Genomic DNA, 24,671 nt, shown 5'->3' on the forward strand with positions numbered 1-24,671 from the left:
AGTTTTTTCATGAAAAGAAGTGCGAAAAGCACTTCCTTAATGGTCTGTGACGGCATGATAGGATGTGAGATAGGCAGGGCGGGAGAAGATGGAACCTGTATCCTCGTGTGGCTGAAAAAAGGCTTCTGACTCTTGAAAGTCTTGAAATAAGTCTTCTGATTCCCAAAGGGTCACAATCAAGTAAACCTCTTCATCCTTTTTTGGTCTTAACACACGAAGTGCCTGAAAGCCGCGCTGATGTTCTGAAATGTTTGTTTTTTTATGAAAGGTGGATTCAAAAAGTGCCCTGCTCTCGAGCTTTACAGGGATATGATTTAAAGTGACGAAACCAGATTGGACAAGTTCGCCTTTCGAATAAATCACATCATAGGCATGGGGCGCTTTAAAGACCGTCTCACCCTCCGTTTCATGAAAAAGAGCCGCTTGTTCTTTCCCGACCATATAAAGCAGATTTTCTAGATGGTGCTTTTTTGCGATTTTTTGCAAAAAGTCTGCTGTTCCATATGTAATATAGAAATTCATCTAAACCGCCTCCTGCTTGATAGTATAACAAAAGAATGATATATAATTCTTTGGTAGTCAATCCATAAAACATATTATGAAGCAATACATCCCATACTATCCGTATAAAGGAATGAGGTGACCTAATTTGAAGAAAAAGAAGATAATCATTCCATTAGTCATTGCAGGAAGTACGCTCGTGCTTTCATTTATTGGCTATCTGACCATTTTGTTTTTAGGACATTATGTTATAGATGAGAAGAAGCTCGTTTTTCACGCTTCCTCAAAAATCATTGATCAAAATGGAAAAGAACTCACAAGCATGTATTCGGAAAATCGGGACCCTGTGTCATTAAAGGAGGTCCCTGATAAAGTGGCGAAGGCTTTTGTTGCTGTAGAGGACAAGCGCTTTTATGAGCATCATGGAATTGATGCACAATCTATTTCAAGGGCGATTTATCGAGATATATTAGCAGGTGGAAAGGTAGAGGGCGGCAGTACGATCACCCAGCAGCTTGCCAAAAATATTTTTCTCACAAACGATAAAACGTTTCTTCGAAAAACAAAAGAAGTCATTATTGCTATTAATTTAGAAAGAGATTACTCAAAGGATAAGCTGCTTGAGATGTATTTGAATCAGCTTTACTTCGGCCACGGCGTCTATGGCATTCAAGCAGCCGCCAATTACTATTTCAGTAAAGATGTAAAAGATTTAACTGTCAGTGAGGGGGCTACGCTTGCCGCAATGCCAAAGGCACCGTCAACGTATTCGCCTGTTTTACACCCAGATAAAAATAAACAAAGACGAGATACCATCCTGAATTTAATGAATGAACAAGGATATTTGTCATCTACAGAGACAGTAGAAGCAAAAGGAAGAACATTGGGCATCCACTTGAAAAAGAAATCAGAAACACCTTGGGTGGACAGCTATGTCGATCTCATCATAAAAGAAGCAGAATCACAGTATTCGATTTCACATGAGCAATTGCTTCAAGGCGGCTATACCATTACGGTACCCATCGATATGAATTTGCAAAAAGTCGCCTATGAAGCAATGAAAAACAACCGTTATTTCCCGGGAAAAAGCGGCTCGCCAGAAAGCAGTGCAGTGTTTATTGATAATGTGTCTGGGGGAGTAAAAGCAGCCATTGGCGGACGGGAATATCAGGCAAGAGGATACAACAGGGTAACGGCTCTGAGACAGCCTGGATCTGTTTTTAAGCCGATAGCAGTGTATGGTCCAGCGTTGCAGGAGAAAAAATTCAGACCTTATTCGCTCCTTGAAGACAAAGAAAAAAGCTATGACGGCTATTCACCAAAGAATTACGATGGACAGTATGAAGGACAAGTTACGATGGTAGATGCCCTTATGAAAAGTAAAAATACAGCTGCTGTATGGACGTTAAGTCAGCTTGGCATTGACACCTCTAAATCTTATCTTGAAAAGATGGGCATTGATATTTCGGATAAAGGACTTGCCATAGCACTTGGCGGTTTAGAAAAAGGGGTTTCTCCATTGCAGATTGCTGGAGCCTTTCATACATTCGCAAATGAAGGCGTCTATAAAAAGCCTTTCTTCATTCAGAAAATTACCAATGATGAAGGAGAAACCGTTGAAAAAAATCGAAACAAGCAAGAACGAGTGTTTAGTGTGCAAAACGCTTGGAATATGACAAGAATGCTGCAGCAGGTCGTCAAAGGCGGTACAGCTCAGAGCGGTTCATATGCCGGGGATTTAGCAGGTAAAACAGGTACAACCACTTATTCGGATGTGAAAGGTGCAACAAAAGATGCTTGGTTTGCTGGCTATACACCTAGTACAACGGGTGCGATCTGGATGGGATATGACAAAACCGATAACAGCCATTATTTAACCGGCGGCAGTCAGTATCCGGTGCAGTTATTTAAAGATATTTTGACGACAGCCCAAATCACCAATGAAACCTTCGAGAAACCAGAGGGGATTAAAGAACTTCAATCGCCGATCCATTTAGAAGGATTGTCAGGCTTTGAAGCGCGTTATGCGTTTCAAATCAAAGGGCTGTTTACATTGGAGCTGTCATGGGATGAACAGGAGGACAAACGCGTCGAGTATCGCATTTATGAAAAGAGAAATGGAAGTGAGACACTGATCGACTCAGTAACAGGAACAAACAGCTATACAATGCCGTTTGCGAATGTGTTTTCAGATGCAGAGTATAAGGTTGTTCCATACAATACTCAAACAAAAGAAGAAGGCGAAGGCAGTTCTTACATCAAGCCAGAGGCTTTTGGTCGTTAATATTCGGCGATTTTTTGAACATTGAGCCGCTTTAGTATACCGTGCCTTGAAAAAGCGGTATAGTAAAAGCAGTGTTTGAGCCTTATACAAAGAGAGTGTGAGGCGAAAGGTGGAATGAAAGGTAATGGGAAAAACGAAGGGTTTTAACGACACGTTCTTAAAGGCGTGCAAAGGGGAAAAAACAGACCATGTACCTGTTTGGTATATGAGACAGGCAGGACGCTCACAGCCTGAATATCGTGCCCTCAAAGAAAAATACGGGCTATTTGAAATTACGCATCAGCCAGAGCTATGTGCTTATGTAACAAGACTTCCTGTAGAACAATATGGTGTAGATGCCGCTATTTTATATAAAGATATTATGACCCCGCTTCCAGCGATTGGAGTGGACGTTGAAATTAAAAATGGGATTGGACCTGTGATTGATTCACCTATTCGGACAAAGGCGGATATTGACCGTCTTGGCGAGCTTCATCCTGAAGAAGACCTGCCATATGTGCTTGATACGATCAAGCTGTTAACGAAGGAGCAGCTGAATGTGCCGCTTATTGGTTTTGCAGGTGCCCCTTTTACGATGGCAAGCTACATGATAGAAGGCGGTCCATCTAAAAATTATCATAAAACGAAGGCGCTCATGTACAGTGAGCCAGAGACATGGATGCTGCTGATGAACAAATTAGCTGATATGACGATCACGTACATACGGGCACAGGTGAAAGCGGGAGTTCGTGCATTTCAAATCTTCGACTCTTGGGTTGGCGCTTTAAATGCAGCGGATTACCGGACATTTATAAAGCCGGTCATGCAGCGTATTTTCACAGAGCTGAAGTCTGAAAATGTACCAATGATCATGTACGGAGTTGGTGCAAGTCATCTAGCGAAAGATTGGCATGACCTGCCGCTTGATGTCGTTGGACTTGATTGGCGTATGAGTGTAGACGAAGCGCGTAAAGAAGGGTTAACCAAAACATTACAAGGAAACCTTGATCCAACGATTTTACTTTCTCCTTGGGAAGTAATTGAAGAAAGAGCAAAAGACATTTTAGATCAAGGGATGAAATCAGATCACTTTATCTTTAACCTAGGTCATGGGGTATTTCCTGATGTTTCACCAGAAACGTTAAAGAAGCTGACAGATTTTATTCACGACTACTCAGCTAAACATAAAAAAACATCCATTTAAACTATTTCAAATGATCAGAAGGAGTGTTGGTTGTGGAGAAAAAGAAAATGGGGCTTCTTGTTATGGCATATGGCACCCCATATAAAGAAGAAGACATTGAACGTTACTATACACATATTCGCAGAGGCAGAAAGCCGGAGCCAGAGATGCTGCAAGATTTAAAGGATCGTTATAAGGCCATCGGTGGTATTTCTCCTTTATCAAAAATTACAGAGCAGCAAGCAAACGGTTTGTGTGAACATTTGAATCATATCCAGGACGAGATTGAATTTCATGTGTACATTGGTTTAAAACATATCGAGCCTTTCATTGAGGATGCGGTTGCTGACATGCACAAGGATGGCATCACAGAAGCTGTAAGTATTGTCCTCGCGCCGCACTTTTCCACATTTAGTGTGAAATCGTATAACAAACGTGCCCAAGATGAGGCAGATAAGCTGGGTAATCTGAAAATCACTTCTGTTGAAAGCTGGTATGATGAGCCGAAGTTTGTAGATTATTGGGTCAAACAAGTGAAAGATACGTATGCATCCATGAGTCAAGAAGAACGAGAATCAGCCGTGCTGATTGTGTCTGCACACAGCCTTCCTGAAAAAATCATTGCAGCAGGAGACCCATACCCTGATCAGCTCGCGCAATCTGCCAAAATGATTGCTGAAGGTGCAGGGATTGAGCATTATGAAATTGGCTGGCAAAGTGAAGGCAATACGCCTGATCCATGGCTTGGACCAGATGTGCAAGATTTAACGCGTGACCTGTTTGAACAAAAAGGCTATAAAACGTTCGTATACGTGCCTGTTGGATTTGTCGCTGATCATCTTGAAGTGTTATACGACAACGATTATGAATGTAAAGTTGTAACAGATGAAATTGGCGCAGCCTACTATCGTCCCGAAATGCCAAATGCGAAACCGGCATTTATTGATGCACTAGCAGCAGTCGTATTAAAGAAGCTTAACGAAAGCAAGTAATCATATAAAAGAAGGCGATCCTATGCATGACAATCAAAAACACCTTGTCATCATTGGCGGCGGCATCACTGGTTTGGCTGCCGCCTTCTATTTGGAAAAGGAAGTCGAAGAAAAAGGTCTTCCTATCCAAATATCACTTATCGAAGCGAGTCCTAGGCTAGGTGGAAAAATACAAACCTTATATAAAGATGGATATATCATTGAACGTGGACCTGATTCATTTTTAGAAAGAAAGGTCAGTGGACCGCAGCTGGCAAAGGATGTCGGTCTAGCCGATCAGCTCGTCAATAATGAAACGGGGCAAGCGTATGTACTAGTCAATGAAACCCTTCATCCAATGCCAAAGGGAGCTGTTATGGGGATTCCAACTCAAATCAGCCCTTTCATTACAACTGGGCTTTTTTCAGTTGCAGGAAAAGCAAGAGCAGCGATGGATTTCATTTTGCCAAAAAGCAAACAAACAGAGGATCAATCACTGGGAGAATTTTTTAGAAGACGCGTGGGTGATGAAGTGGTGGAGAATCTAATTGAGCCGCTTTTATCAGGCATTTACGCAGGTGATATTGACCGTCTGAGCTTAATGTCCACCTTCCCACAGTTCTATCAAACAGAACAAAAGCATCGCAGTTTGATTCTTGGCATGAAAAAATCACAGCAGCACGCGAAAGCGCAGCAAGTGACAGCGAAAAAGCAAGGGCAGTTCCAGACCATCAATCAAGGGCTGCAAGCACTTGTTGAAGCGGTAGAAAGTAAACTCAAGCTGACGACGATTTACAAAGGGACAAAAGTGACCAAGATTGAAAAAACAGATGGAGGCTATGGCGTTCAATTAGACAGCGGCCAAACGCTTTATGCAGATTCAGCCATTGTCACAACCCCTCATCAATCAATCTATTCAATGTTTCCAAAAGAAGCAGGACTTGAGTACCTGCATGAGATGACATCTACCTCTGTTGCAACAGTGGCTCTCGGTTTTAAAGAAGATGATGTCCACAATGAATATGATGGTACCGGTTTTGTCATCTCAAGAAATAGTGATTTCTCCATTACAGCCTGTACGTGGACAAATAAGAAATGGCCACACACAGCACCTAAAGGAAAAACATTGCTGCGTGCATATGTTGGGAAAGCGGGCGATGAATCAATTGTCGAGCAGTCAGATCATCAAATTGTCAGCATCGTGCTGGAAGATTTGAAGAAAATCATGGATATTAAAGCAGATCCAGAGCTGACGACAGTGACTCGCTGGAAGACGAGCATGCCGCAATATCATGTGGGGCATCAAAAAGAGATTTCGACGATGAGAGAAACGTTTAAGCAATCATATCCTGGTATTTATATCACGGGTGCTGCATTTGAAGGTGTTGGAATTCCTGATTGTATTGATCAAGGAAAAGCTGCCATCTCAGAAGCTGTATCTTATCTATTTTCATAAAAAACAAACTCCCTTTTCTGTCATGGAAAGGGAGTTTTTCATGTTCGTATGTTTAGAAAAGAGTGGTGAATAATAAAATTGAACAAAGTTGTTGCATCTGAGGAAAAAGATGTGGTATATTACTTTCTGTACTTAATGACCGAAACGTTCAAATAGTCATTTTGGGAGTGAGATCATGAGTGTTGATAGGAGACAAATGATTTTAGATGGAGCAACAAAGGCGTTTACTCAATTCGGGTATAAAGCCACGACAATGGACCTTGTAGCAAAGCTTGCCAACGTCGGAAAAGGAACGATTTATACCTTTTTCAAAAACAAAGAAGAGCTGTTTGATGAAATTTTCACATCACTGTTGATGGAGATGAGGAAAATTGCGGACGAAGCGATAGATGAGAAGAATACGTTCTCTGAAAACCTTCACTTAGCACTCTTTGCAATATTAGAATTTAGAAAAAACCACCAGCTCACCATTAAAATCTTTCAGGAAAATGCGGAGCTTGGCACGTCAGCGGTCAAAGAAATGATAGAAAAAATGGAGCAGATGATTATTCGCTATATTAAAACAAAAGTAAAAGAAGCGATTGAAAAAGGCGACATTAAGCCCTGTGATCCTGAATTGACGGCATTTGTGATGGTGAAACTATATATTGCACTTATTTTTGATTGGGAAAAGCGATACGAGCCTTTAACAAAAGAAGAGGTAGCCGAATCGCTCGAGCTTTATGTACTCAAAGGACTGTCTGCAACAACGTAATTTTTTTTTGAGTTCAAATGACCAAATTGCCAATTTAGTCATTCATCAATGGGAGGAAAACAGCAATGAATTTAATTCGGAATCAATGGAAAGACATTGTGACGAGCAAAAAACTACTGATCCCGATTTTAGCTGTCTTATTTATTCCACTGATTTATAGTGGTGTATTTTTAAAAGCTTACTGGGATCCATATGGTACAGTTGATCAATTACCTGTAGCGGTTGTCAACTTGGATGAAGGCAGTCATTATGACGGCAAAACCCTTCAAGTGGGCGATGATTTAGTGAAGGAATTGAAGAAGAACAATAGTTTTAAATGGCACTTTGTCGATAGTGAAGAAAAGGCCATCAAGGGCTTAAATAACGAGGACTATTACCTCGTCGTTGAAATTCCGAAAGATTTCTCGAAAAACGCGAGTACAGTGCTAGACAAACATCCAAAAAAATCGAATCTGAAATATTATACGAATCCAGGTGCAAACTATGCTGCGTCACAAATTGCGAATAATGCCATTATCAAATTAAAAGATTCGGTTTCAAAGGAAGTCACAGAAAATTATGCAGAGGTCATCTTTGATAACTTCAAAACGATTGCAAAAGGGTTAGATCAAGCAAGCGATGGGGCGAAGAAAATTGATGACGGAACAAAAAGTGCAAAAGATGGCAGTAAAAAGTTAAAAGACAATTTGGCGAAATTGGCAGAAGGAACGTTAACCTATAGTGAAGGTGTTCATCAGTTCGCAGGAAAAATGGGTGAGCTGAACACTGGAATTCAATCTCTTGACAGCGGTCTTGGTCAGCTCTTAACAGGCTATCAAACGATCGATCAGAAATTTGGAGAACTTGGTACAGGAATTGATACATTGACCGAAGGGTTAAACACAAGCCTTAAAGGACATCAGCAGCTTGCTTCTAAAATGCCGCAATTCACAGCAGGCATTGAACAGCTCAATCATAAAGCACAGTCATTTTCAGAAAAAATTGCAGCCGTCGAAAAAGTATTATCTTCACCAGAATTAGCGAATCTTGAAAAGATGGCGCCTAAGATAGACCAGGTGAAAAAAGACGCAAAAACATTGAATACCAAACTTGCTTCTTTAAACGAAGCGTTATCAAATCGAGATGCAAAAGTAAAAAGCATTATTCAAAACAGCTCGATGACAGATGAAGAGAAAAAGGCAGCAATGGATCAGCTCGAAAGCCTTCCTAAGATCGAACTACCTGACCTGTCTGGACTTGAACAAAGCTTAGCGGCCTTGCAGGAACTGCCTGACGCAAGCGAAATTCAATCTGCGGTTGCTTCGGCAAAAGCACAGCTGCAGCAAGTCAAGCAGCTACCAAACAAAACAGAACAGCTGTACACATCGACAGTTGCGATACAAAACGCCATTGATCAAATGACGTCTGGTACGAATCAATTGTATCAAGGGGCACTGAAGCTTCAAACCGGTCAAGGGCAATTACAAGAAGGTCTGCAAACTGCAAATGGCAAGCTTGATACAGCGAAAAGCGGTGCAGATAAGCTTGCAAATGGATCAAGCCAGCTTAGCGCAGCCTTAAATAAGCTGGAAAGTGGATCGGAGAGTATCCAAAGCAACTCATCTAAGCTTGCTGAGGGCTCAAAATCCCTTGATAAAGGATTGGGTGACTTAAAGAGCGGGACAGGGAAGCTGTCCGATAAATTAAAAAGTGCAGCAGATGAAACAGGAGAAATTGATGCGGGTCAGGACAATTACAATATGATTGCCAGCCCCGTTAAAACAGAGAATGATACAGCGAAAAAGATTGATAATTATGGAACAGGGCTCACGCCTTATATTTTATCTATGGGACTCTTTGTAGGGGCTCTCATGCTGACCGTTGTATTCCCAATGAAAGACCCTGCTGGACGCCCTAGAAATGCGTTTGAATGGTTTGTCAGCAAATATAGTGTGCTCCTGCTCGTTGGTATCTTACAGGCAGTGATTGCAAGCTCCATGCTCATCTTTGGACTTGGACTTGAGGTGGAAAGCCTCTGGCGCTTCTATCTCTTTGCCATTATTGTGAGTCTGACGTTCCTAGCGATCATTCAGCTTCTGGCGACAACAATGGGGAACCCAGGTCGCTTCATCGCTGTTATTATCTTGGTTCTTCAGCTTGCAGCAAGTGCGGGTACATTCCCGCTTGAGCTTGTACCAAAATTCTTCCAAGTCATTCATAGTCTGCTTCCAATGACATATACAATCAATGGATTTAGAACGATCATTGCAAGCGGTAATGACAGCTATTTATGGCACCAAGCAGCGATCCTTGGAACAGTTGCCATCGTCATGATGGCCGCAACAACAGCATACTTTGCTTGGAACATCAGAAAAATGAAACAAGAAGAAGCTTAATCAAGGAATCCTTTCTCTTCATCGAGAAAGGATTTTTCTATGAGAAATTAGACATCAGGAACCCGAAACGATATATTTTAAGTAGAGATGCTGAAAAAGGCATGCTTGGAAGGAATGACTTGCAGACAAAGGAGGAAATGCCGAATGACAACTGAAGTAAATGAAACGATTCAACTCATTCAAAAGCTCGTATCGATCCCAAGTCCATCAGGAAATACAGAAAAGGTGATCGGCTTTGTTGAACGTTTTTTACAAGATTTAAAGATCGAAACAAAGCGAAATCGAAAAGGTGGATTAATTGCCACAATTAAAGGGACGGATGATCAGGAGCATCGCATGCTGACAGCACATGTCGATACGCTTGGTGCGATGGTAAAGGAAATTAAATCAAATGGCCGGCTGCGTCTTGCACTCATTGGAGGCTTTCAATATAACTCGATAGAAGGCGAGTATTGTGAAATTGAAACAGCATCAGGTCGTACATACACAGGAACCATTCTCATGCATCAAACGTCAGTTCACGTATACGAAGATGCTGGAAAAGCGAAACGAAATCAAGAAAATATGGAGATTCGCCTAGATGAAAAGGTGAAAAATGCAGACGAAGTCAAAGCACTTGGCATTCAAGTAGGAGACTTTATCTCGTTTGATCCTAGAGTGGAAGTGACACCTTCAGGCTTTATTAAATCAAGACATCTGGATGATAAGGCAAGTGTGGCGTTATTGCTGCGATTAATTCACCGCATTCAAACAGAAAACATCACACTGCCGCATACGACGCACTTCTTAATTTCAAATAATGAAGAAATCGGCTACGGTGGAAATTCGAATATTCCTGAAGAAACGGTAGAATATATGGCTGTTGATATGGGAGCCATCGGTGATGGTCAATCAACCGATGAATACAGTGTATCAATTTGTGTGAAAGATTCAAGCGGCCCCTATCATTATGGTTTGCGCAAGCATTTAGCAGCATTAGCTGAAGCCAATAAAATTGATTACCGACTCGATATTTACCCTTATTATGGCTCTGATGCGTCAGCGGCGATTAGAGCAGGGCATGATATCATTCATGGACTGATTGGACCTGGCATTGACGCTTCACATGCGTTTGAAAGAACACATGAAGATTCACTGATTCATACAGCCAATCTCCTGTACCACTATGTTCGATCGAAATTAATCACAGCATAAAAAAAGAACCCCGATAGCAGGGGTTCTTTTTCATTAGCTTGATAGTTGTGTTGGCTGAGGAACATCTTGTCCAGTCATCACACGATGTCCTTTTTCAGGGTCATATTGCCCTTCCCACTTAGACATCACGACAGCTGCAAGTGCATTACCTGTTAAGTTAACAACAGTTCTGGCCATATCCATGATACGGTCAACACCTGCAATAAATGCTAAGCCTTCAGCAGGTACACCGATCGTTCCCAGTGTTGCAAGTAATACAACAAATGAAGTACCAGGAACGGCAGCCATTCCTTTAGATGTGACCATCAGCACAAGAACAAGAGTGAGCTGCTGGACGATGGTGAGATCAATGCCATATACCTGTGCAAGGAAAAGCGCAGCGATGGCTTGATACAAGACGGAACCGTCCAGGTTAAACGTATAACCAATTGGAATAACGAAAGAGACAATTCCTTTTGGACACCCGATGCGCTCCATTTTATCCATCACTCTCGGTAAAACTGTTTCAGAGCTGGATGTACTAAAGGCGAGAAGGACTTCGTCTTTCATGTAAGCAAGAAATCTGAAAATATTGACGCCAATCATCTTTCCAATAATTCCGAATACAACAATAAGGAAAAGTGCGAGCGCAAAATAAACAAGACCTACGAGCTTACCTAATGAAATAAGCGATTCAAGACCAAATTTTGATACTGTCACACCAATAAGCGCAAATACACCAAATGGTGCAGCTTTCATCACAACATTGACGACATGGAACATCGCATGTGATACACCTTCAAAGAAGGCGAGCACTGGTTTGCCGCGTTCACCAATAGCTGAAACGCCTAGTGCAAATAACACAGTGAAGAAAATAATCGCAAGCAAATCACCTTCCCCTAAGGATTGGAAGAAGTTCGTCGGAACGATATGAAGGAACGTATCAGCAACTGATTTACTACTTTGTTCTTTTTCCGTTTCAACATACTGGCTAATATCTTGTTTTTCCGTATGTCCAAAGTCAACGCCTGCACCCGGTTGAACGAAGTTAGCAAGCACAAGACCAAGGATGATCGCAAATGTTGTGATAATTTCAAAATAAAGAATGGTTCTAAAACCAAGCTTCCCTACTTTTTTACCATCACCGGCACCTGCAACACCTAAAATCAAGCTAGATACGACAATCGGAATGACAATCATCTTAATGAGTCGTAAGAAGAAGTCTCCAATTGGTTTTAAATACGTCTCAACACCCGGGTTACCGAAAAAGATCGCACCAACCACGACACCGAGAATCAGACCGATTAGGATTTGAGTAGCTAATCCAAATTTTAATTTTTTCATAGAGTTCCTCCCTAACATATTCATTAAAGGAATATTCCCATTATATTAAGTTTTAATATACGAATTAAAGTATAACTAAAATTAAAGAGGTTCGTCCACGATTAAATTATATTTGGAAAATACAAAATTATTTGAAAAAATGGACACTTCGAACCTCCTTCGTTGTTTTCAGTCAATAAAAAGTGACTTACGAACTAAAAGTCATCATATAAAAATACTAAAAACCCCTTTTATATCAGGGGTTTTACCTTTTTACCTATTTTTCAGAAAAAATAAAAAGCACTTTTGCCTCCAACTGACGACGGAGGCAAAAAGTGCTTTTTTATTGAAGTTATTTCCTTATTTAAGATAACTTACTTGTGAGCATTCCTCACATTCATTACCGTAACACTCGTGCTGTTCCATTAAATCATTTCCACATTTTGTGCATTTTTTTGAAGGCAAATTTCTAAAAAACTCAGTGATTTTCCCTAGCATTTGTCATCCTCCAATACATTTTGTTGCTATCATTGTATTATAACAGATTTATAATTGTCAATCTGTTTTGTAACAATAGGCAAGAAGAATGCTTTTTCCATGAAAAATGGGTATATTGTAAGAAGGGGATTTTTAGAAAAGGAGGGAAAAATGACGATGAAATTAACGGTGATTGGTTGCTATGGAGGGTTTCCTGCAGCTGGTGAAGCAACATCAGGTTATCTGTTGGAATCAGATGGTTTTCGTCTGCTAGTCGACTGCGGGAGCGGTGTTCTGTCAAAGCTTCAGCAATACATTGATATAGAAGAACTTGATGCTGTTCTTCTTTCTCATTATCATCACGATCATATTGCAGATATCGGACCTCTCCAATATGCGAAATTAGTGGGGTATCATTTAGGAAAAAGCAGCGGCCTGCTTCCGATCTATGGACATACTGGTGACCAAGAAGCATTTCAGCGGCTCTCGGATGATGTACATACAAAGGCAAAACCTTATCATCCGGAAAAGGGGATTCAAATTGGCCCGTTTCACATTGATTTTTTGAAAACGGTTCATCCGGCAGAATGCTATGCGATGAGAATTCAAGCAGATGGTGCTGTGGTGGTGTATACAGCGGACTCAAGCTATCAAGATGCATTTATCCCTTTTAGTCAGGATGCCGATCTACTCATTGCCGAAAGCAACTTTTATGCAGGACAAGACGGATCAGGTGCAGGCCATATGAACAGCACTGAAGTAGGGAAGGTGGCCAGTGAAGCAAATGTGGGGGAACTCATCATCACTCACCTGCCTCATTTCGGGCGGCATAAAGACCTAGTCAATGAAGCACAGGCGTTATATACTGGCAGTATACAGCTTGCCTATTCAGGGCTTAGATGGAACAAGGAAGGAAGATAGAGATGCTGTTTATCGATAACGAACAACATTATGATCCAATGATTAATTTAGCAATTGAAGAGTATTGCTTAAAATATTTAGATCCAGAAGAAACGTATTTGCTGTTTTACATCAACCAGCCGTCCATTATTATTGGCAAGAACCAAAATACAATAGAAGAAATCAATACAAAATATGTAGAAGAGAATGGAATCAAAGTTGTTCGCCGTCTGTCTGGCGGTGGTGCAGTTTACCATGACAAAGGAAACTTAAACTTCAGCTTTATCACAAAAGACGATGGGGACAGCTTTCATAACTTTAAGAAATTCACGGAGCCAGTCATCAAAGCGCTTGAAAAGCTAGGAGTCAAAGCTGAATTAAGCGGCAGAAATGACATCATGGCAGAAGGACGTAAAATTTCTGGAAATGCTCAATTCGCAACGCGGGGCCGTATTTTCAGTCATGGCACCCTGCTATTTGATTCAGAAATTGAGCATGTCGTTTCTGCATTAAATGTGAAAAAAGAAAAGATTGAATCTAAAGGGATTAAGTCCATTAGGAGCAGAGTCGCCAATATTAGTGATTTGATGGATCAAAAGATGACGACAGAAGAATTTAGAAACATTCTTTTAAGCTACATTTTTGATACGAATGGGGACGTGCCTCAATATAAGTTGACAGAAAAGGACTGGGAAAAGATTCATGAGATTTCTCGGGATCGATATCAAAAATGGGAATGGAACTATGGCCGTTCTCCGAAGTTTAATTTGCAGCACTCAAAACGTTTCCCAGCTGGCTCTATTGATCTTCGATTAGAGGTGAAAAAAGGCATCATTCAGGACTGCAAAATCTTTGGTGACTTCTTTGGTGTGGGCGATATAGCCGATATAGAACAAAGACTGATCGGAAAACAATATGATCGGAAAACAATTAGTGATGTATTAGAAGATATGGATATGCACCGTTATTTTGGCAACGTATCGAAGGAAGACTTTCTTGATTTGATTTACTAAGCGAAAAGCACGGCTTGAGATAGCTGTGCTTTTTTAACGAAAAGAAATGAGAGCGTTTTACATTTGATCTTGTGAATGTTTTCGATTGTCTATTATAATAGAAAGGAGGAATGTTTGGCCTCAAAATGAATGGTTATTCATTCATTGACGATGCATAAGGGGTGGGAGAATGGATTTGATCAAAAATCTTGAGCAGACTGCGATGACCAAGGGCGAAAATGTGGCACTGATTTTTGAAGGAAACAAGTGGACCTATCGAGAACTCATGACAAGTATCGAGCGTTTTGCAGATGGTTTAGTTAGCGAAGGGTTTCAAGCTGGAGATCATATTGCGCTGATTTTAGGAAATTCACCACATTTTGTTATTTCATTTTTTGGAGCATTAAAGGCAGGGCTTGTTGTTGTACCCGTCAATCCAACATATACGCCAAGTGAAATCGGATATATGCTGATCACAGGTGATGTAAAAGGCATTGTCGCACCGGATCAGCTTCTGCCGGTGTACGAGCAGGTGTATGAACAGCTTCCGTCCATTGAACGAGTGATTATTTGTGCAGAAAATGAATTTGTGTGCAGATCAAGTTTAAAAGAAGTATCTGATCGCCTTGTCTTCTTTGGAAAGCTTGTGTCTGGAGATGCGCCAGAAGCTGAACATCCTACCAGACAATCTGACGATACGGCGGTTATTTTATTTACATCTGGCACTACAGGAAAACCAAAGGGTGCGATGCTCACGCATTTGAACCTGTATTCAAATGCAAGGGATATTGCTGAGTACCTATCGATTGATGAAAAGGACAAGGTCATTGCTGCTCTGCCGATGTTCCATGTATTTTGTTTAACAGTCTGTATGAATGCACCGTTGATTCATGGTGCGGCCATTTATGTTCTGCCGCATTTCAGCCCATCAGAGCTTTTACGCATGATGGAGAAAGAAAAACCAACACTATTTGTTGGTGTCCCAACCATGTATAACTATTTATATCACCAAGACGGCCACGATGAAGCGATGAAATCAGTGAGAATTTGTATATCAGGCGGTGCCTCGATGCCTGTTGCTTTACTTCACGGTTTTGAGAAAAAATTCGGTGTCACGGTGCTGGAGGGCTATGGATTATCAGAGGCCTCCCCAGTGACTGCATTCAATCCCCTTGACGGAAAAAGAAAACCAGGATCGGTCGGGACAGATATTATGAATGTGAAGAATAAGATCGTGAATGAACTTGGAGAGGAAGTCGGTCCGAATGAAGTCGGAGAACTCATTGCAAAAGGGCCAAACATTATGAAAGGCTATTATCAAATGCCAGAAGATACAGAGGCAGTACTGAGGGACGGCTGGCTGTATACAGGAGATTTGGCGAGAAGAGATGAAGACGGATATATTTATATTGTTGATCGAAAAAAGGATATGATTCTTGTTGGCGGGTATAATGTTTACCCAAGAGAAGTAGAAGAAGTGCTATATCAACATGAAGCTGTAGCAGAAGCCGTTGTCATCGGTGTGCCAGATCCAAACACAGGAGAGGCTGTCGTCTGTTACATTTCCCCTAAGAAACATGCTCACATCAATCATGATGACATCATCACTCATTGTTCACGCTATTTGGCGAAGTATAAGCAGCCCCAAACGATCCATTTCATAGATGATATTCCTAAAAACACGACTGGCAAAATTTTAAGAAGAGCGCTAAAAGACAAGTACCAAGCAGAAGCAAGTAAGTAAAAAAAGGGAGTCTCTTATAAAGAGGCTCCTTTTAGAATCGCTTCGTGTATTTGTTTCCGAAAGGAATTTGACTGTTTTGGATTTAATTCATAATATGTGCCATCCACTAAAAACACGACTTGAGATCGATTGGTCCATAGCTGAAAAGTAGTGCCATTTGTTCGTCCGAACATCACCTTGGCGATATAATCTGGCTTTTTTAAATTCTTCTTGAGATGATTGCTCGTTTGTTTACCTTTGTTTAATTGTTCGATGACATCTTCAGCTGTATCTTTATCATCAATTTCATAAGAAATAGACTGGTTCGTCGGTGAAAGCAATAATTTCTCTGCTCGATTCTCATCGAAGATTTCACTTGTCCGGCTGAACACATAAAAGAAGGTGATCAGTAAAAGTCCAAAGATCACAATTCCTGCAAGGATTTTCTTCATGATGAACCTCCAACTCACTGTTTTACCGTTAGTTTCTCCGATTTTTGAGAAGCATAATCATTTTTTTCGCTCGAGCTTTTTCAGATGGGGCATGCTATGATGGAGCCACATGAGACAGGTTCTAAACAAAAATGTACATGATTAGAATAAGTAGAGAAATGGAAAGGAGGCTGACCAGTGCGAGTACGTAAATGGATAGCTCTTGCAACGGTAGCATACATAGTGTACGGTCTTTTTATTTATTCTTATTTGTTTCTAATGGGGGATTCATCTGTTCCTGACAGTGTGAAAGGGACAAGTGCAGACCCGCATACATTTATGACAAGTCATGAGCTTGTGATCAGTGAGAGTTACTCGAACATCCGTCATCTGCTATACTTTATGACCATCCCATTGGATTGGTATGTCTTTTTCCTTTTGCTTATTTCTGGGTTTTCACGGAAATTAGCAGATTGGAGCTTGGCAGCAGCTCGTTTTCAATTTTTAAGCCAACTTGTTTATGTTTTTATACTGTCGCTTTTGACGATGCTGGTTACACTGCCTTTCAAGTGGATTAGCTATCAGCTTTCCTTGCACTACGGTGTATCTGCTCAAAGCACAGCAAGCTGGTTAAAAGACCAAACACTGGATTTCTGGATTCAATATCCGCTTCTTGTTCTATGTACGGTCGTGTTCTTTTGGCTCATTCAAAAGAGAAGGAAGTTATGGTGGCTGTATGCCTGGTGTTTGACAGTACCAGTCACACTTTTTCTTTTTTTTATACAGCCGGTCGTCATTGACCCCCTATATAACGATTTTTATCCATTAAAGGATCAAGCGCTTGAGAAAAAGATCTTAACCCTTGCAGAAAAAGCGCATATCCCCGCAGATCATGTATATGAAGTCAATATGTCGGAGAAAACAAACACGATGAACGCTTATGTAACAGGAATTGGTGAAAATAAGCGGATTGTCTTATGGGACACGACACTTCAAAAGCTAAAAGACCGTGAAATTTTATTTATTATGGCACATGAAATGGGACATTACGTCATGAAGCATGTTTATATCGGCCTAGCAGGATATTTGGTGCTGTCACTGGCCGGATTATTTGCCATTGACCGTCTTTATTTTTACCTTTATCAAAGGGGAGCTGCTCTATTTCGTCTGAAGGGGCCCTATGACGTCGCTACTCTTCCGCTTCTTTTGGTCATTGTCTCCATGCTGTCATTTGCAGCTTCTCCGTTTACAAATGCTGTGTCGAGGCATCAAGAACGGGCTGCTGATGAATATGCCGTGAACCTGACAAAGGATGGGGAGGCGGGGGTGACGTCGTTTCAAAAGCTTGCAAAATCAGGGCTGTCCCAAGTCAATCCGCCGCTTTTAGTGAAAATATTTCGCTATGGACATCCAACGATGATGGAGAGAATCATCGATATGGAAAAGGCAGCAAAAAAAGAGGAAACGTCAAAAAAGCAATAAACAAATAACATCCGGCTGATCCAGCCGGATGTTTTGATCATACTTTTTTAGTTAGCAGCCGCTTGAACGTTAATTAATCCCTTTCCGTAATAGAACGAGCTACCAAGCGGAGTGGCTGTATTTTCTAAACGCTGGCGCACCTGCGTATTTGTTAGGTTCGGGTGCTTAGACAGAATAAGCGCTGCTGCTCCTGCTACATGAGGAGAAGCCATAGATGTCCCGGTATAAGATGCATATCCACTGCTTGGTACTGTACTTAAAATGGACGTACCAGGTGCAGAAACATCTAATTCAGGACCTGCACTAGAAGATGAGTTTCTTACATTGTTGCTGTTCACATTAGCAACGGCAATCGTAGAATCATATTTTGCTGGATAGCCAACGGTGCTTGTAGAGCCACTGGAACCTGAATTTCCTGCTGCGGCAACAACCACCACTCCGCGATTATTTGCTGTATCTACAGCATTTTTAAGCGCTGTGGAACCACTTGGTCCGCCTAAACTCATATTGATCACATCCATATTATTGGCAACAGCCCATTCAATACCGCTAATAATCCAGCTGTATTGTCCATCGCCGTTACGGTCTAACACTTTAACGGCATACAAGGAGGCACTTGGTGCGACACCAAGAACACCAATTGTGTTATCAAGGGCAGCAATGGTTCCTGCTACGTGAGTTCCGTGTGATTGAAAATCTTGGGTGGCATTTGGCTCTGAAGGGACGAAGCTTGCACCGCCTGCAACATTTAAGTCAGGGTGTGCAGCGTGGATACCAGTATCAAGGACAGCTACTTTCACATTAGCACCTTTATAACCTTGAGCGTGTACTGCTGGAGCTTTGATTTGAGGGATACCATAAGGGACGGTTTGTGCATATGCTTCTGCTTTGTAGTCTTCTTCTACATAATCAATGCTAGGGTCATGTTCAAGTTTTTTTGCGGCTTGTTCGGACATTTTTACTTGTGCAGCATTAATGAGGCGATATTGCTTTTCTAATGTCCCACCATTTTGAGTGACCGCTTGTTTTTTAGAGCTGTTTGTGGTGGCAGAAGCTTTGAAGCCAACAATATAGCTTTTTTCACTTTCTGACTTTGAGGCCGTTTCGGCATTTGCCATAGAGCCTCCAAACCCTGCTGAAAACAGAAGAGGGACAGCCAATAAAACACTTGTCATCACATTTTTCTTTTTCACGCACATTCCACATCCCTTTTTTCTTATTTCAGAATAATCATCTATAGTCTATAAGAATGACCCGTTTGATTATTCTGTATTTTCAGTTTAAGGGAGATAGGCAAATAAGAGTAGGCCTGAATTTTTGTGAAAGTCCTAGCGAAAAATAGGGAATTAAGTCGCTTGGAAATTATGGTAAATTATGTTTATTCTATATTTTCGGCGATTTTCTATTAAAAAGGAATCGTGCTTTTTTGCTTATGATCGATTTGTGGATAAACATTCGATACCCGAAATGCCATAAAATAGGTAGAAAAGGCTAGCATCTATTTCGAATTTCGATATAAAAAAATATTATTTGATCATTGTTTCTGACAACAAAAAAACCTGCTTGGAGAGCAGGTTTCTTAAGAAGGAGCAGATTGTGTTAAATGGCTGACCACGTTGTAATCGCGCACCTTCCATTTTCCATCTTTCCATTCCACATAATTTAAGCAGGCATTCTCAAGTCGTGTATCTTGTAGACCCATATGTTCATCAGCAAGAGTGGAGAGTAGGGCATGAATGGCAGCACCGTGAGCCACGATCAGCACATGTTGATCTGGATAGGCTGCTCTGACCTTTTCAATCCCTTCTACCATTCGATCTTGCATCGCTTCTAACGATTCCATATTTGGATACTGTTTATCGGGAAACAGTTTCTGACGTTCCTCAAACGACATGCCTTCAGCGTCACCGTAATCACGTTCAATAAAATCGTCCATGATAACGAGCGGTGCATGTACATGCTGTAAAATCAACTGCGCTGTTTCTTTTGCCCTTGATAAGGGACTGGAAATGACAACATCCCAGTGAACATCTTTTAAGTAAAGGCCGGTTTGTTCCGCCTGCCATTTACCAGTATCATTTAAAGGGATATCTGTTCGTCCTTGAATACGTTTCGCTGCATTCCAATCGGTTTCACCGTGTCTGACTAGGCAAATTGCTGTCAATCAAATCCCGCCTTTTCTATCTTTTCTTCTATTATACTAAAACAAGAAGAAAAATGACTGGATCAGCGATTTGTCAGGCTTGTTAAAGATTCGACGGAACTTGCCACTTGGGACACTGTTTGTTTCACTTCTTTTAATTCGTTCAGGAACGTTTGCAGATCTATTTCGATTTTTCCGTTTTGGTTTTTGCTTAGGTTCATGCTGCTCACGATATCATCGAAGAGAGAGTTGATTTGGGTCATTTTTTCTTTACTGTCTGTTACAAGTAAATTCACGTCAGCGATATGCTGGGACACAATAGCGATTTGTGAATTTGTGTTGTTGACGAGCTCTGATACAGTAGAAACCGTTTTCTTAGTGTCTTCTGATAATTTTCGAACTTCGTTTGCAACGACAGCAAAGCCTTTGCCATGCTCACCTGCACGTGCAGATTCAATTGAGGCATTTAAAGATAGTAAATTCGTTTGCTCTGCAATGCCTGTGACAATCCCAAAAATTTGTTCGATTTGTTTCGCAATTTCTTCTAAGCGTTTAATCTCTGTTTCAATCTTTGTCATGCTGCCATCAATTTGATTCATTTGGGTTTGCTGAATTTCTAACTCTTTTTTACCGCCAATTGATTTTTCTTCGACCTGTGCTGAAATTTTCGTTCCAGCCTGTGACATATCCGCCATCTCATCAGATTTTGATACAAGTTTGTCCACAGCATTTGTTGTGTTTGAGAAGAGGGAAGCAAGCGAATTAGAGGTTTCTGTAATTTTTGTATGAAGCTCTTTTTGCTGTTTTTCTGCTTCATCACGAATTTTAGAATACTCATTTTGGAACGTATCTAGGACAAGCTGCTGCTCTAAATTTAAAATTTTCGTCGTCGCTTTGACTGCCGTCTGATATTCTTTGAAATCTTGGATATGCTGAGCGAATAAATCCATAATCGAGAGCAAGAGGTCTTGGAATGCTGCCATATACCATTTAGGCTGAAGCCCAATTCGCAAATGAACTTGTGCGATTTTAATTCTTTTGGCTACATAGGATTCGTCAATCACACCGGCAAACATTTCACTGATATGAATGCGGAGTGTTTTTTTCAGACGTTCGACTGAGCTGTTATCTTGAATGATGTGCATCAAGGAAGACTCAACCTCTAAGTTTTTATAAAATTTATCGACGATATGTTCAATATCATCTTGAACAATCGGATTTAGCTGTTTCAGAATAAAAAGGTCTTGCTGAGTCAAATCAATCATTTTAATCTGTTTGGCAATGTCCGTATTCTCCGAAAAATCGATTCGTTTTATCCCATCATCCTGTTGTGTGAAAAAAGCAGTCTTTTTCGTTTTACTCTCTTTTTTAAATAACAATGTGTTAGTCCCCCCATAATGATCACAAATATCAGACTTTATGTTTTTTATCGGATAATATTGGCTTTTTTAAAGGGGAAACCAGTGAAATTTTACTGTTCTTTATATGACCTTTTTAGTGGTTTCTTCGCTGGACCTTCTACTACTTCTCCAGTAATGGAGAAACGGGACCCGTGACAAGGGCAGTCCCATGTCCGGTCACTATTATTCCAAGCGACTTCACAGCCTAGATGAGTACATGTTGTATCGACAAGAAAGACATTGCCATCCTCTGACTTAAAGGCGCCGCATTTTTTATGTTGATCAAACACAATCCCGCCTTCGCCTGGTTTTAAATCATCAATGGTTTGATCCGGTCGCTTGAATTTACCGCTGATCAGCTTCGCCGCAACATTGGTGTTTTCTTTGATAAAGTCTTTGAAGAATGGGTCAGAAACAAGTCTTGATGGTGTAAAGATGGATTCGTAAGGATTTGATTTTCCCTCAATCAAATCTCCAATAAGTGTTGCTGCGACATGGCTGGTCGTCATGCCCCATTTTCTAAAGCCTGTCGCAACAAAAATATTGCTATGGTGTTTCGTCAAGTGGCCAATATAAGGCATGTGATCCATCGTGACCATATCGTGTGTTGACCAGCGATAAAGAACTTCTTCTATACCAAGGGTGGCGTCTCCGAAGTTTTCTAGTGCTTCATAGTGAGCGGATTCATCTCCGCCTTGCCCGGTTTTATGCCCTTCTCCTCCGATGAGCACGACGTCTTCTCCGTGGAATTTTGCCGTTCTTAATGAATGGGCAGGCTGGTCAATTCCTAAGTACATGCCGTCTGGAAGCGGTTTGGTTGTTTTGGCTGCGACGACATAAGATTGCTCGGGATGGATTCGGGTGAAATAAAGTCCTTTGCCATCATAAAAAGGAAAATGTGAGCATGAAATGATAAATCGGCCCGTCAGATGATGGCCACTTTTTGTGATGACAGCTGGTCGTTTTCCTTCTTTTACATCGACTGCAGTTGTCTGTTCAAAAATGCGTACACCTCGGCTGACGAGCTGATCGATGAGTGCATGAAGATAATGAAGTGGATGAAATTGTGCCTGCTGCGTCATGGCAAGGGCAGCTTTTATGTCAGCATCAAAAGGGAGCTCTGTTTTCCATTCGCGGTCAATACCGAGCTGTTTATAGGCATCTAATTCCTTCTTTAACTTTTTGACACCGCCTTCTTCCGTTGTATAAAGGTAAGCATCCTTCACCTCAAGCTGACAATCAATGTCATACTTTTTCACGCGTGCTTGAATCAGCTCTTTTGCTTTCTCATTTGCCTCTACATATAAACGGGCCTTTGGCATGCCAATATGCTGAATCAGCTCATGATAGTATACATCGTGCTGGGAGGTAATTTTCGCTGTTGTATGTCCGGTCGTCCCTTGCAGCACTTGATCAGCATCTATGATGATCACATCCAGCCCTCGTTCTGTCATTTCAAATGCAGCAGCAATACCGGTAATACCAGCGCCGACAATGATCACATCTGCTGTGAGATCTTCGCTAACAGAAGGAAAAGAATCCTTCTGACCTTCGACTAACCATAACGATGTTGTCTGTTCTAATTCTTTATGTTCTTGTTCCATGTTGTCGCCTCCAGTGACTTGTTATGTATAATTTTTACACAATACTGAAAATCATACATTTGAATGGAAACAAGAGCGAAATACATAAAAAAATGGCCAACACATAAAAATAAACGAGATAGAAGGAAGGAGTGGACTGATGTGTCAACAAAGCAGCCGAAGAAAACCTTACCGCCTCAGCACCAGAATGAACGTCCCGGTCTTGAATATAAAATGAATCCTAGACCTATTTTTGATCGAGACGTGCAGGGCAAAAAGCTAGCTGGGAAAACGGCCATTGTGACAGGCGGAGATAGTGGAATCGGCAGAGCAGTATCTGTCTTGTTTGCAAAAGAAGGAGCCAATGTAGCGATTGTTTACTTGAATGAACATCACGATGCAGAGGAGACGAAGGACTATATTGAAAAGGCGGGAGGGCGTGTCATCTTAATTCCTGGGGATTTAGGAGATGAAGCCTTTTCAAATGAGGTGGTCAAAAAAACAAAAGATGCTTTCGGTTCGATTGATATTTTGGTCAACAATGCAGGTGAACAGCATCCGCAAAAAAGTATTGAACAGATTACCTCTCACCAGCTTCTTCGGACATTTCAAACGAATATTTTTGCGATGTTCTATTTAACAAAAGCGACGCTCCCTCATTTAAAGAAAGGAAGCAGTATCATTAATACAGCATCGGTCACTGCCTATAAAGGTCATGAAACCTTGATTGATTATTCATCGACAAAAGGGGCAGTCGTGACGTTTACAAGATCTTTATCCCTATCGCTGATCAAACAAGGGATTCGAGTGAATGGGGTAGCGCCTGGGCCAATTTGGACACCGCTGATTCCATCCACATTTACGGAAAAGGAAGTTTCTGAATTTGGCGGAAATGTCCCCATGGAACGCCCTGGTGAGCCAGTAGAGCTAGCGCCGAGTTATTTATTTTTAGCGAGCGAAGACTCATCTTATATGAATGGACAAATGATACATGTCAATGGCGGAACGATATTAAATGGGTAAACAAAAAACTTGCGGTAAGAGACGAGGTGCTGTCTCTCTGCCGCAAGTAACATCATCAAGATTGATGTAAGCAGTGTTCTGCATATTGAGCTGACAGGTCATTGAATCGCTTTTCATCACGCTGATCCAGGGCCTTATCAATCTCTTCTCTAAGGAAGGTTAAGCGCTGTTTATAAAGCGCCTCATCTAAAACCATTTGAATATAGATGTCTAAAATAGTAACGCCATTCTCTTCGGTTTTTTGGGTGTTGCGGGACTTCATGAGCTCAGCATACGTTTTTTTCTCTTTCATAAAGAATCCCCCCGATGCCTTTTTTATAGTATATGGATTGGCGGAGAAAAAATCAATAAGAATTTATAATTTTTAGACAATTTATTTTTGAGCCATATCGACACCCCTTGTCCAGTCGACAGGATGCGATATATCTTTAAAAATGGCTTTTAGATAGATCGAAGGTACTAAAAAACACGATAAAAAGATGATTTTAAATAAATTTTGAAAAAATCCTGTCGTTTCT

Annotated in this window: 21 protein-coding genes; 12 read left to right on the plus strand and 9 right to left on the minus strand. The window is 41.1% G+C overall.

Annotated features, from left to right (window positions below):
* Positions 1-36 precede the first annotated feature (36 nt).
* A complete protein-coding gene (locus BA1_RS11370) occupies positions 37-522 on the minus strand; it encodes an antibiotic biosynthesis monooxygenase family protein (protein ID WP_008359008.1) in 486 nt (161 codons plus the stop codon).
* Positions 523-649: 127 nt separating this feature from the next.
* Here BA1_RS11370 and BA1_RS11375 point away from each other — a divergent pair, with 127 nt between their 5' ends.
* The 7 genes from BA1_RS11375 (at position 650) to BA1_RS11410 (ending at position 10,697) form a co-directional block, all read left to right on the plus strand.
* A complete protein-coding gene (locus tag BA1_RS11375) occupies positions 650-2,785 on the plus strand; it encodes a transglycosylase domain-containing protein (RefSeq protein WP_008359011.1) in 2,136 nt (711 codons plus the stop codon).
* Positions 2,786-2,909: 124 nt separating this feature from the next.
* Positions 2,910-3,968 (plus strand): uroporphyrinogen decarboxylase, encoded by a 1,059-nt coding sequence (hemE, locus tag BA1_RS11380; RefSeq protein ID WP_008359013.1) that lies wholly within the window; start codon positions 2,910-2,912, stop codon positions 3,966-3,968.
* 32 nt (positions 3,969-4,000) lie between these two features.
* A complete protein-coding gene (gene hemH, locus BA1_RS11385) occupies positions 4,001-4,939 on the plus strand; it encodes a ferrochelatase (protein ID WP_008359015.1) in 939 nt (312 codons plus the stop codon).
* Positions 4,940-4,961: 22 nt separating this feature from the next.
* The gene (gene hemY / locus BA1_RS11390; RefSeq protein WP_008359017.1) at positions 4,962-6,374 is read left to right on the plus strand and encodes a protoporphyrinogen oxidase; all 1,413 of its coding nucleotides are present in this window, start codon (positions 4,962-4,964) and stop codon (positions 6,372-6,374) included.
* A 175-nt stretch (positions 6,375-6,549) separates the two neighbouring features.
* A complete protein-coding gene (locus BA1_RS11395) occupies positions 6,550-7,128 on the plus strand; it encodes a TetR/AcrR family transcriptional regulator (RefSeq protein WP_008359019.1) in 579 nt (192 codons plus the stop codon).
* Between the two features lie 65 nt (positions 7,129-7,193).
* On the plus strand, positions 7,194-9,503 hold the full coding sequence (locus BA1_RS11400; protein WP_008359021.1) for a YhgE/Pip domain-containing protein: 2,310 nt from the start codon (positions 7,194-7,196) through the stop codon (positions 9,501-9,503).
* A 144-nt stretch (positions 9,504-9,647) separates the two neighbouring features.
* Positions 9,648-10,697 carry a M42 family metallopeptidase gene (locus BA1_RS11410; RefSeq protein WP_008359025.1) on the plus strand — a complete coding sequence of 350 codons (1,050 nt, stop codon included), beginning with the start codon at positions 9,648-9,650 and terminating at the stop codon, positions 10,695-10,697.
* A gap of 33 nt (positions 10,698-10,730) precedes the next feature.
* Here BA1_RS11410 and BA1_RS11415 read toward each other — a convergent pair whose 3' ends face one another.
* Positions 10,731-12,020 (minus strand): cation:dicarboxylate symporter family transporter, encoded by a 1,290-nt coding sequence (locus BA1_RS11415; protein WP_008359027.1) that lies wholly within the window; start codon positions 12,018-12,020, stop codon positions 10,731-10,733.
* A gap of 339 nt (positions 12,021-12,359) precedes the next feature.
* The gene (yhfH, locus tag BA1_RS18725) at positions 12,360-12,497 is read right to left on the minus strand and encodes a protein YhfH (protein WP_008359029.1); all 138 of its coding nucleotides are present in this window, start codon (positions 12,495-12,497) and stop codon (positions 12,360-12,362) included.
* A 156-nt stretch (positions 12,498-12,653) separates the two neighbouring features.
* On the opposite strand from yhfH, the gene BA1_RS11420 reads away from it, so the two are divergent.
* The 3 genes from BA1_RS11420 (at position 12,654) to BA1_RS11430 (ending at position 16,112) form a co-directional block, all read left to right on the plus strand.
* Entirely contained in the window at positions 12,654-13,397 is a 744-nt protein-coding gene (locus BA1_RS11420; RefSeq protein WP_008359031.1) for an MBL fold metallo-hydrolase, read from the plus strand.
* A gap of 2 nt (positions 13,398-13,399) precedes the next feature.
* The gene (locus BA1_RS11425; RefSeq protein ID WP_008359033.1) at positions 13,400-14,389 is read left to right on the plus strand and encodes a lipoate--protein ligase; all 990 of its coding nucleotides are present in this window, start codon (positions 13,400-13,402) and stop codon (positions 14,387-14,389) included.
* 169 nt (positions 14,390-14,558) lie between these two features.
* The gene (locus tag BA1_RS11430) at positions 14,559-16,112 is read left to right on the plus strand and encodes a fatty acid--CoA ligase family protein (RefSeq protein WP_008359035.1); all 1,554 of its coding nucleotides are present in this window, start codon (positions 14,559-14,561) and stop codon (positions 16,110-16,112) included.
* 14 nt (positions 16,113-16,126) lie between these two features.
* Here the strand turns inward: BA1_RS11430 and BA1_RS11435 are convergent, their stop codons facing one another.
* Positions 16,127-16,543: a YhfM domain-containing protein gene (locus BA1_RS11435; RefSeq protein WP_008359037.1), complete on the minus strand. Its 417-nt coding sequence runs from the start codon at positions 16,541-16,543 to the stop codon at positions 16,127-16,129.
* A 177-nt stretch (positions 16,544-16,720) separates the two neighbouring features.
* Here BA1_RS11435 and BA1_RS11440 point away from each other — a divergent pair, with 177 nt between their 5' ends.
* On the plus strand, positions 16,721-18,004 hold the full coding sequence (locus tag BA1_RS11440) for a M48 family metallopeptidase (protein WP_008359040.1): 1,284 nt from the start codon (positions 16,721-16,723) through the stop codon (positions 18,002-18,004).
* A gap of 47 nt (positions 18,005-18,051) precedes the next feature.
* On the opposite strand, the gene BA1_RS11445 is transcribed toward BA1_RS11440, so the two are convergent.
* From BA1_RS11445 to BA1_RS11460, 4 genes are all read right to left on the minus strand, one after another.
* A complete protein-coding gene (locus BA1_RS11445) occupies positions 18,052-19,197 on the minus strand; it encodes a serine alkaline protease SapB (protein ID WP_008359041.1) in 1,146 nt (381 codons plus the stop codon).
* Between the two features lie 386 nt (positions 19,198-19,583).
* Positions 19,584-20,168 carry a histidine phosphatase family protein gene (locus BA1_RS11450; protein ID WP_008359043.1) on the minus strand — a complete coding sequence of 195 codons (585 nt, stop codon included), beginning with the start codon at positions 20,166-20,168 and terminating at the stop codon, positions 19,584-19,586.
* Between the two features lie 62 nt (positions 20,169-20,230).
* Positions 20,231-21,577, minus strand: coding sequence for a globin-coupled sensor protein (locus BA1_RS11455; RefSeq protein ID WP_406566821.1), 1,347 nt, complete (start codon positions 21,575-21,577; stop codon positions 20,231-20,233).
* A gap of 41 nt (positions 21,578-21,618) precedes the next feature.
* On the minus strand, positions 21,619-23,151 hold the full coding sequence (locus BA1_RS11460) for an FAD-dependent oxidoreductase (protein ID WP_008359047.1): 1,533 nt from the start codon (positions 23,149-23,151) through the stop codon (positions 21,619-21,621).
* A 141-nt stretch (positions 23,152-23,292) separates the two neighbouring features.
* Between BA1_RS11460 and BA1_RS11465 the strand changes: the two genes are divergently transcribed.
* Complete coding sequence (locus BA1_RS11465; RefSeq protein ID WP_008359049.1) at positions 23,293-24,153, plus strand: SDR family oxidoreductase; 861 nt, start codon at positions 23,293-23,295, stop codon at positions 24,151-24,153.
* 55 nt (positions 24,154-24,208) lie between these two features.
* Here the strand turns inward: BA1_RS11465 and BA1_RS11470 are convergent, their stop codons facing one another.
* A complete protein-coding gene (locus BA1_RS11470) occupies positions 24,209-24,445 on the minus strand; it encodes an IDEAL domain-containing protein (protein ID WP_008348804.1) in 237 nt (78 codons plus the stop codon).
* Positions 24,446-24,671 lie beyond the last annotated feature (226 nt).

The organism is Bacillus xiamenensis (genome assembly GCF_000300535.1).
GTDB classification, from domain to species: Bacteria; Bacillota; Bacilli; order Bacillales; family Bacillaceae; genus Bacillus; species Bacillus xiamenensis.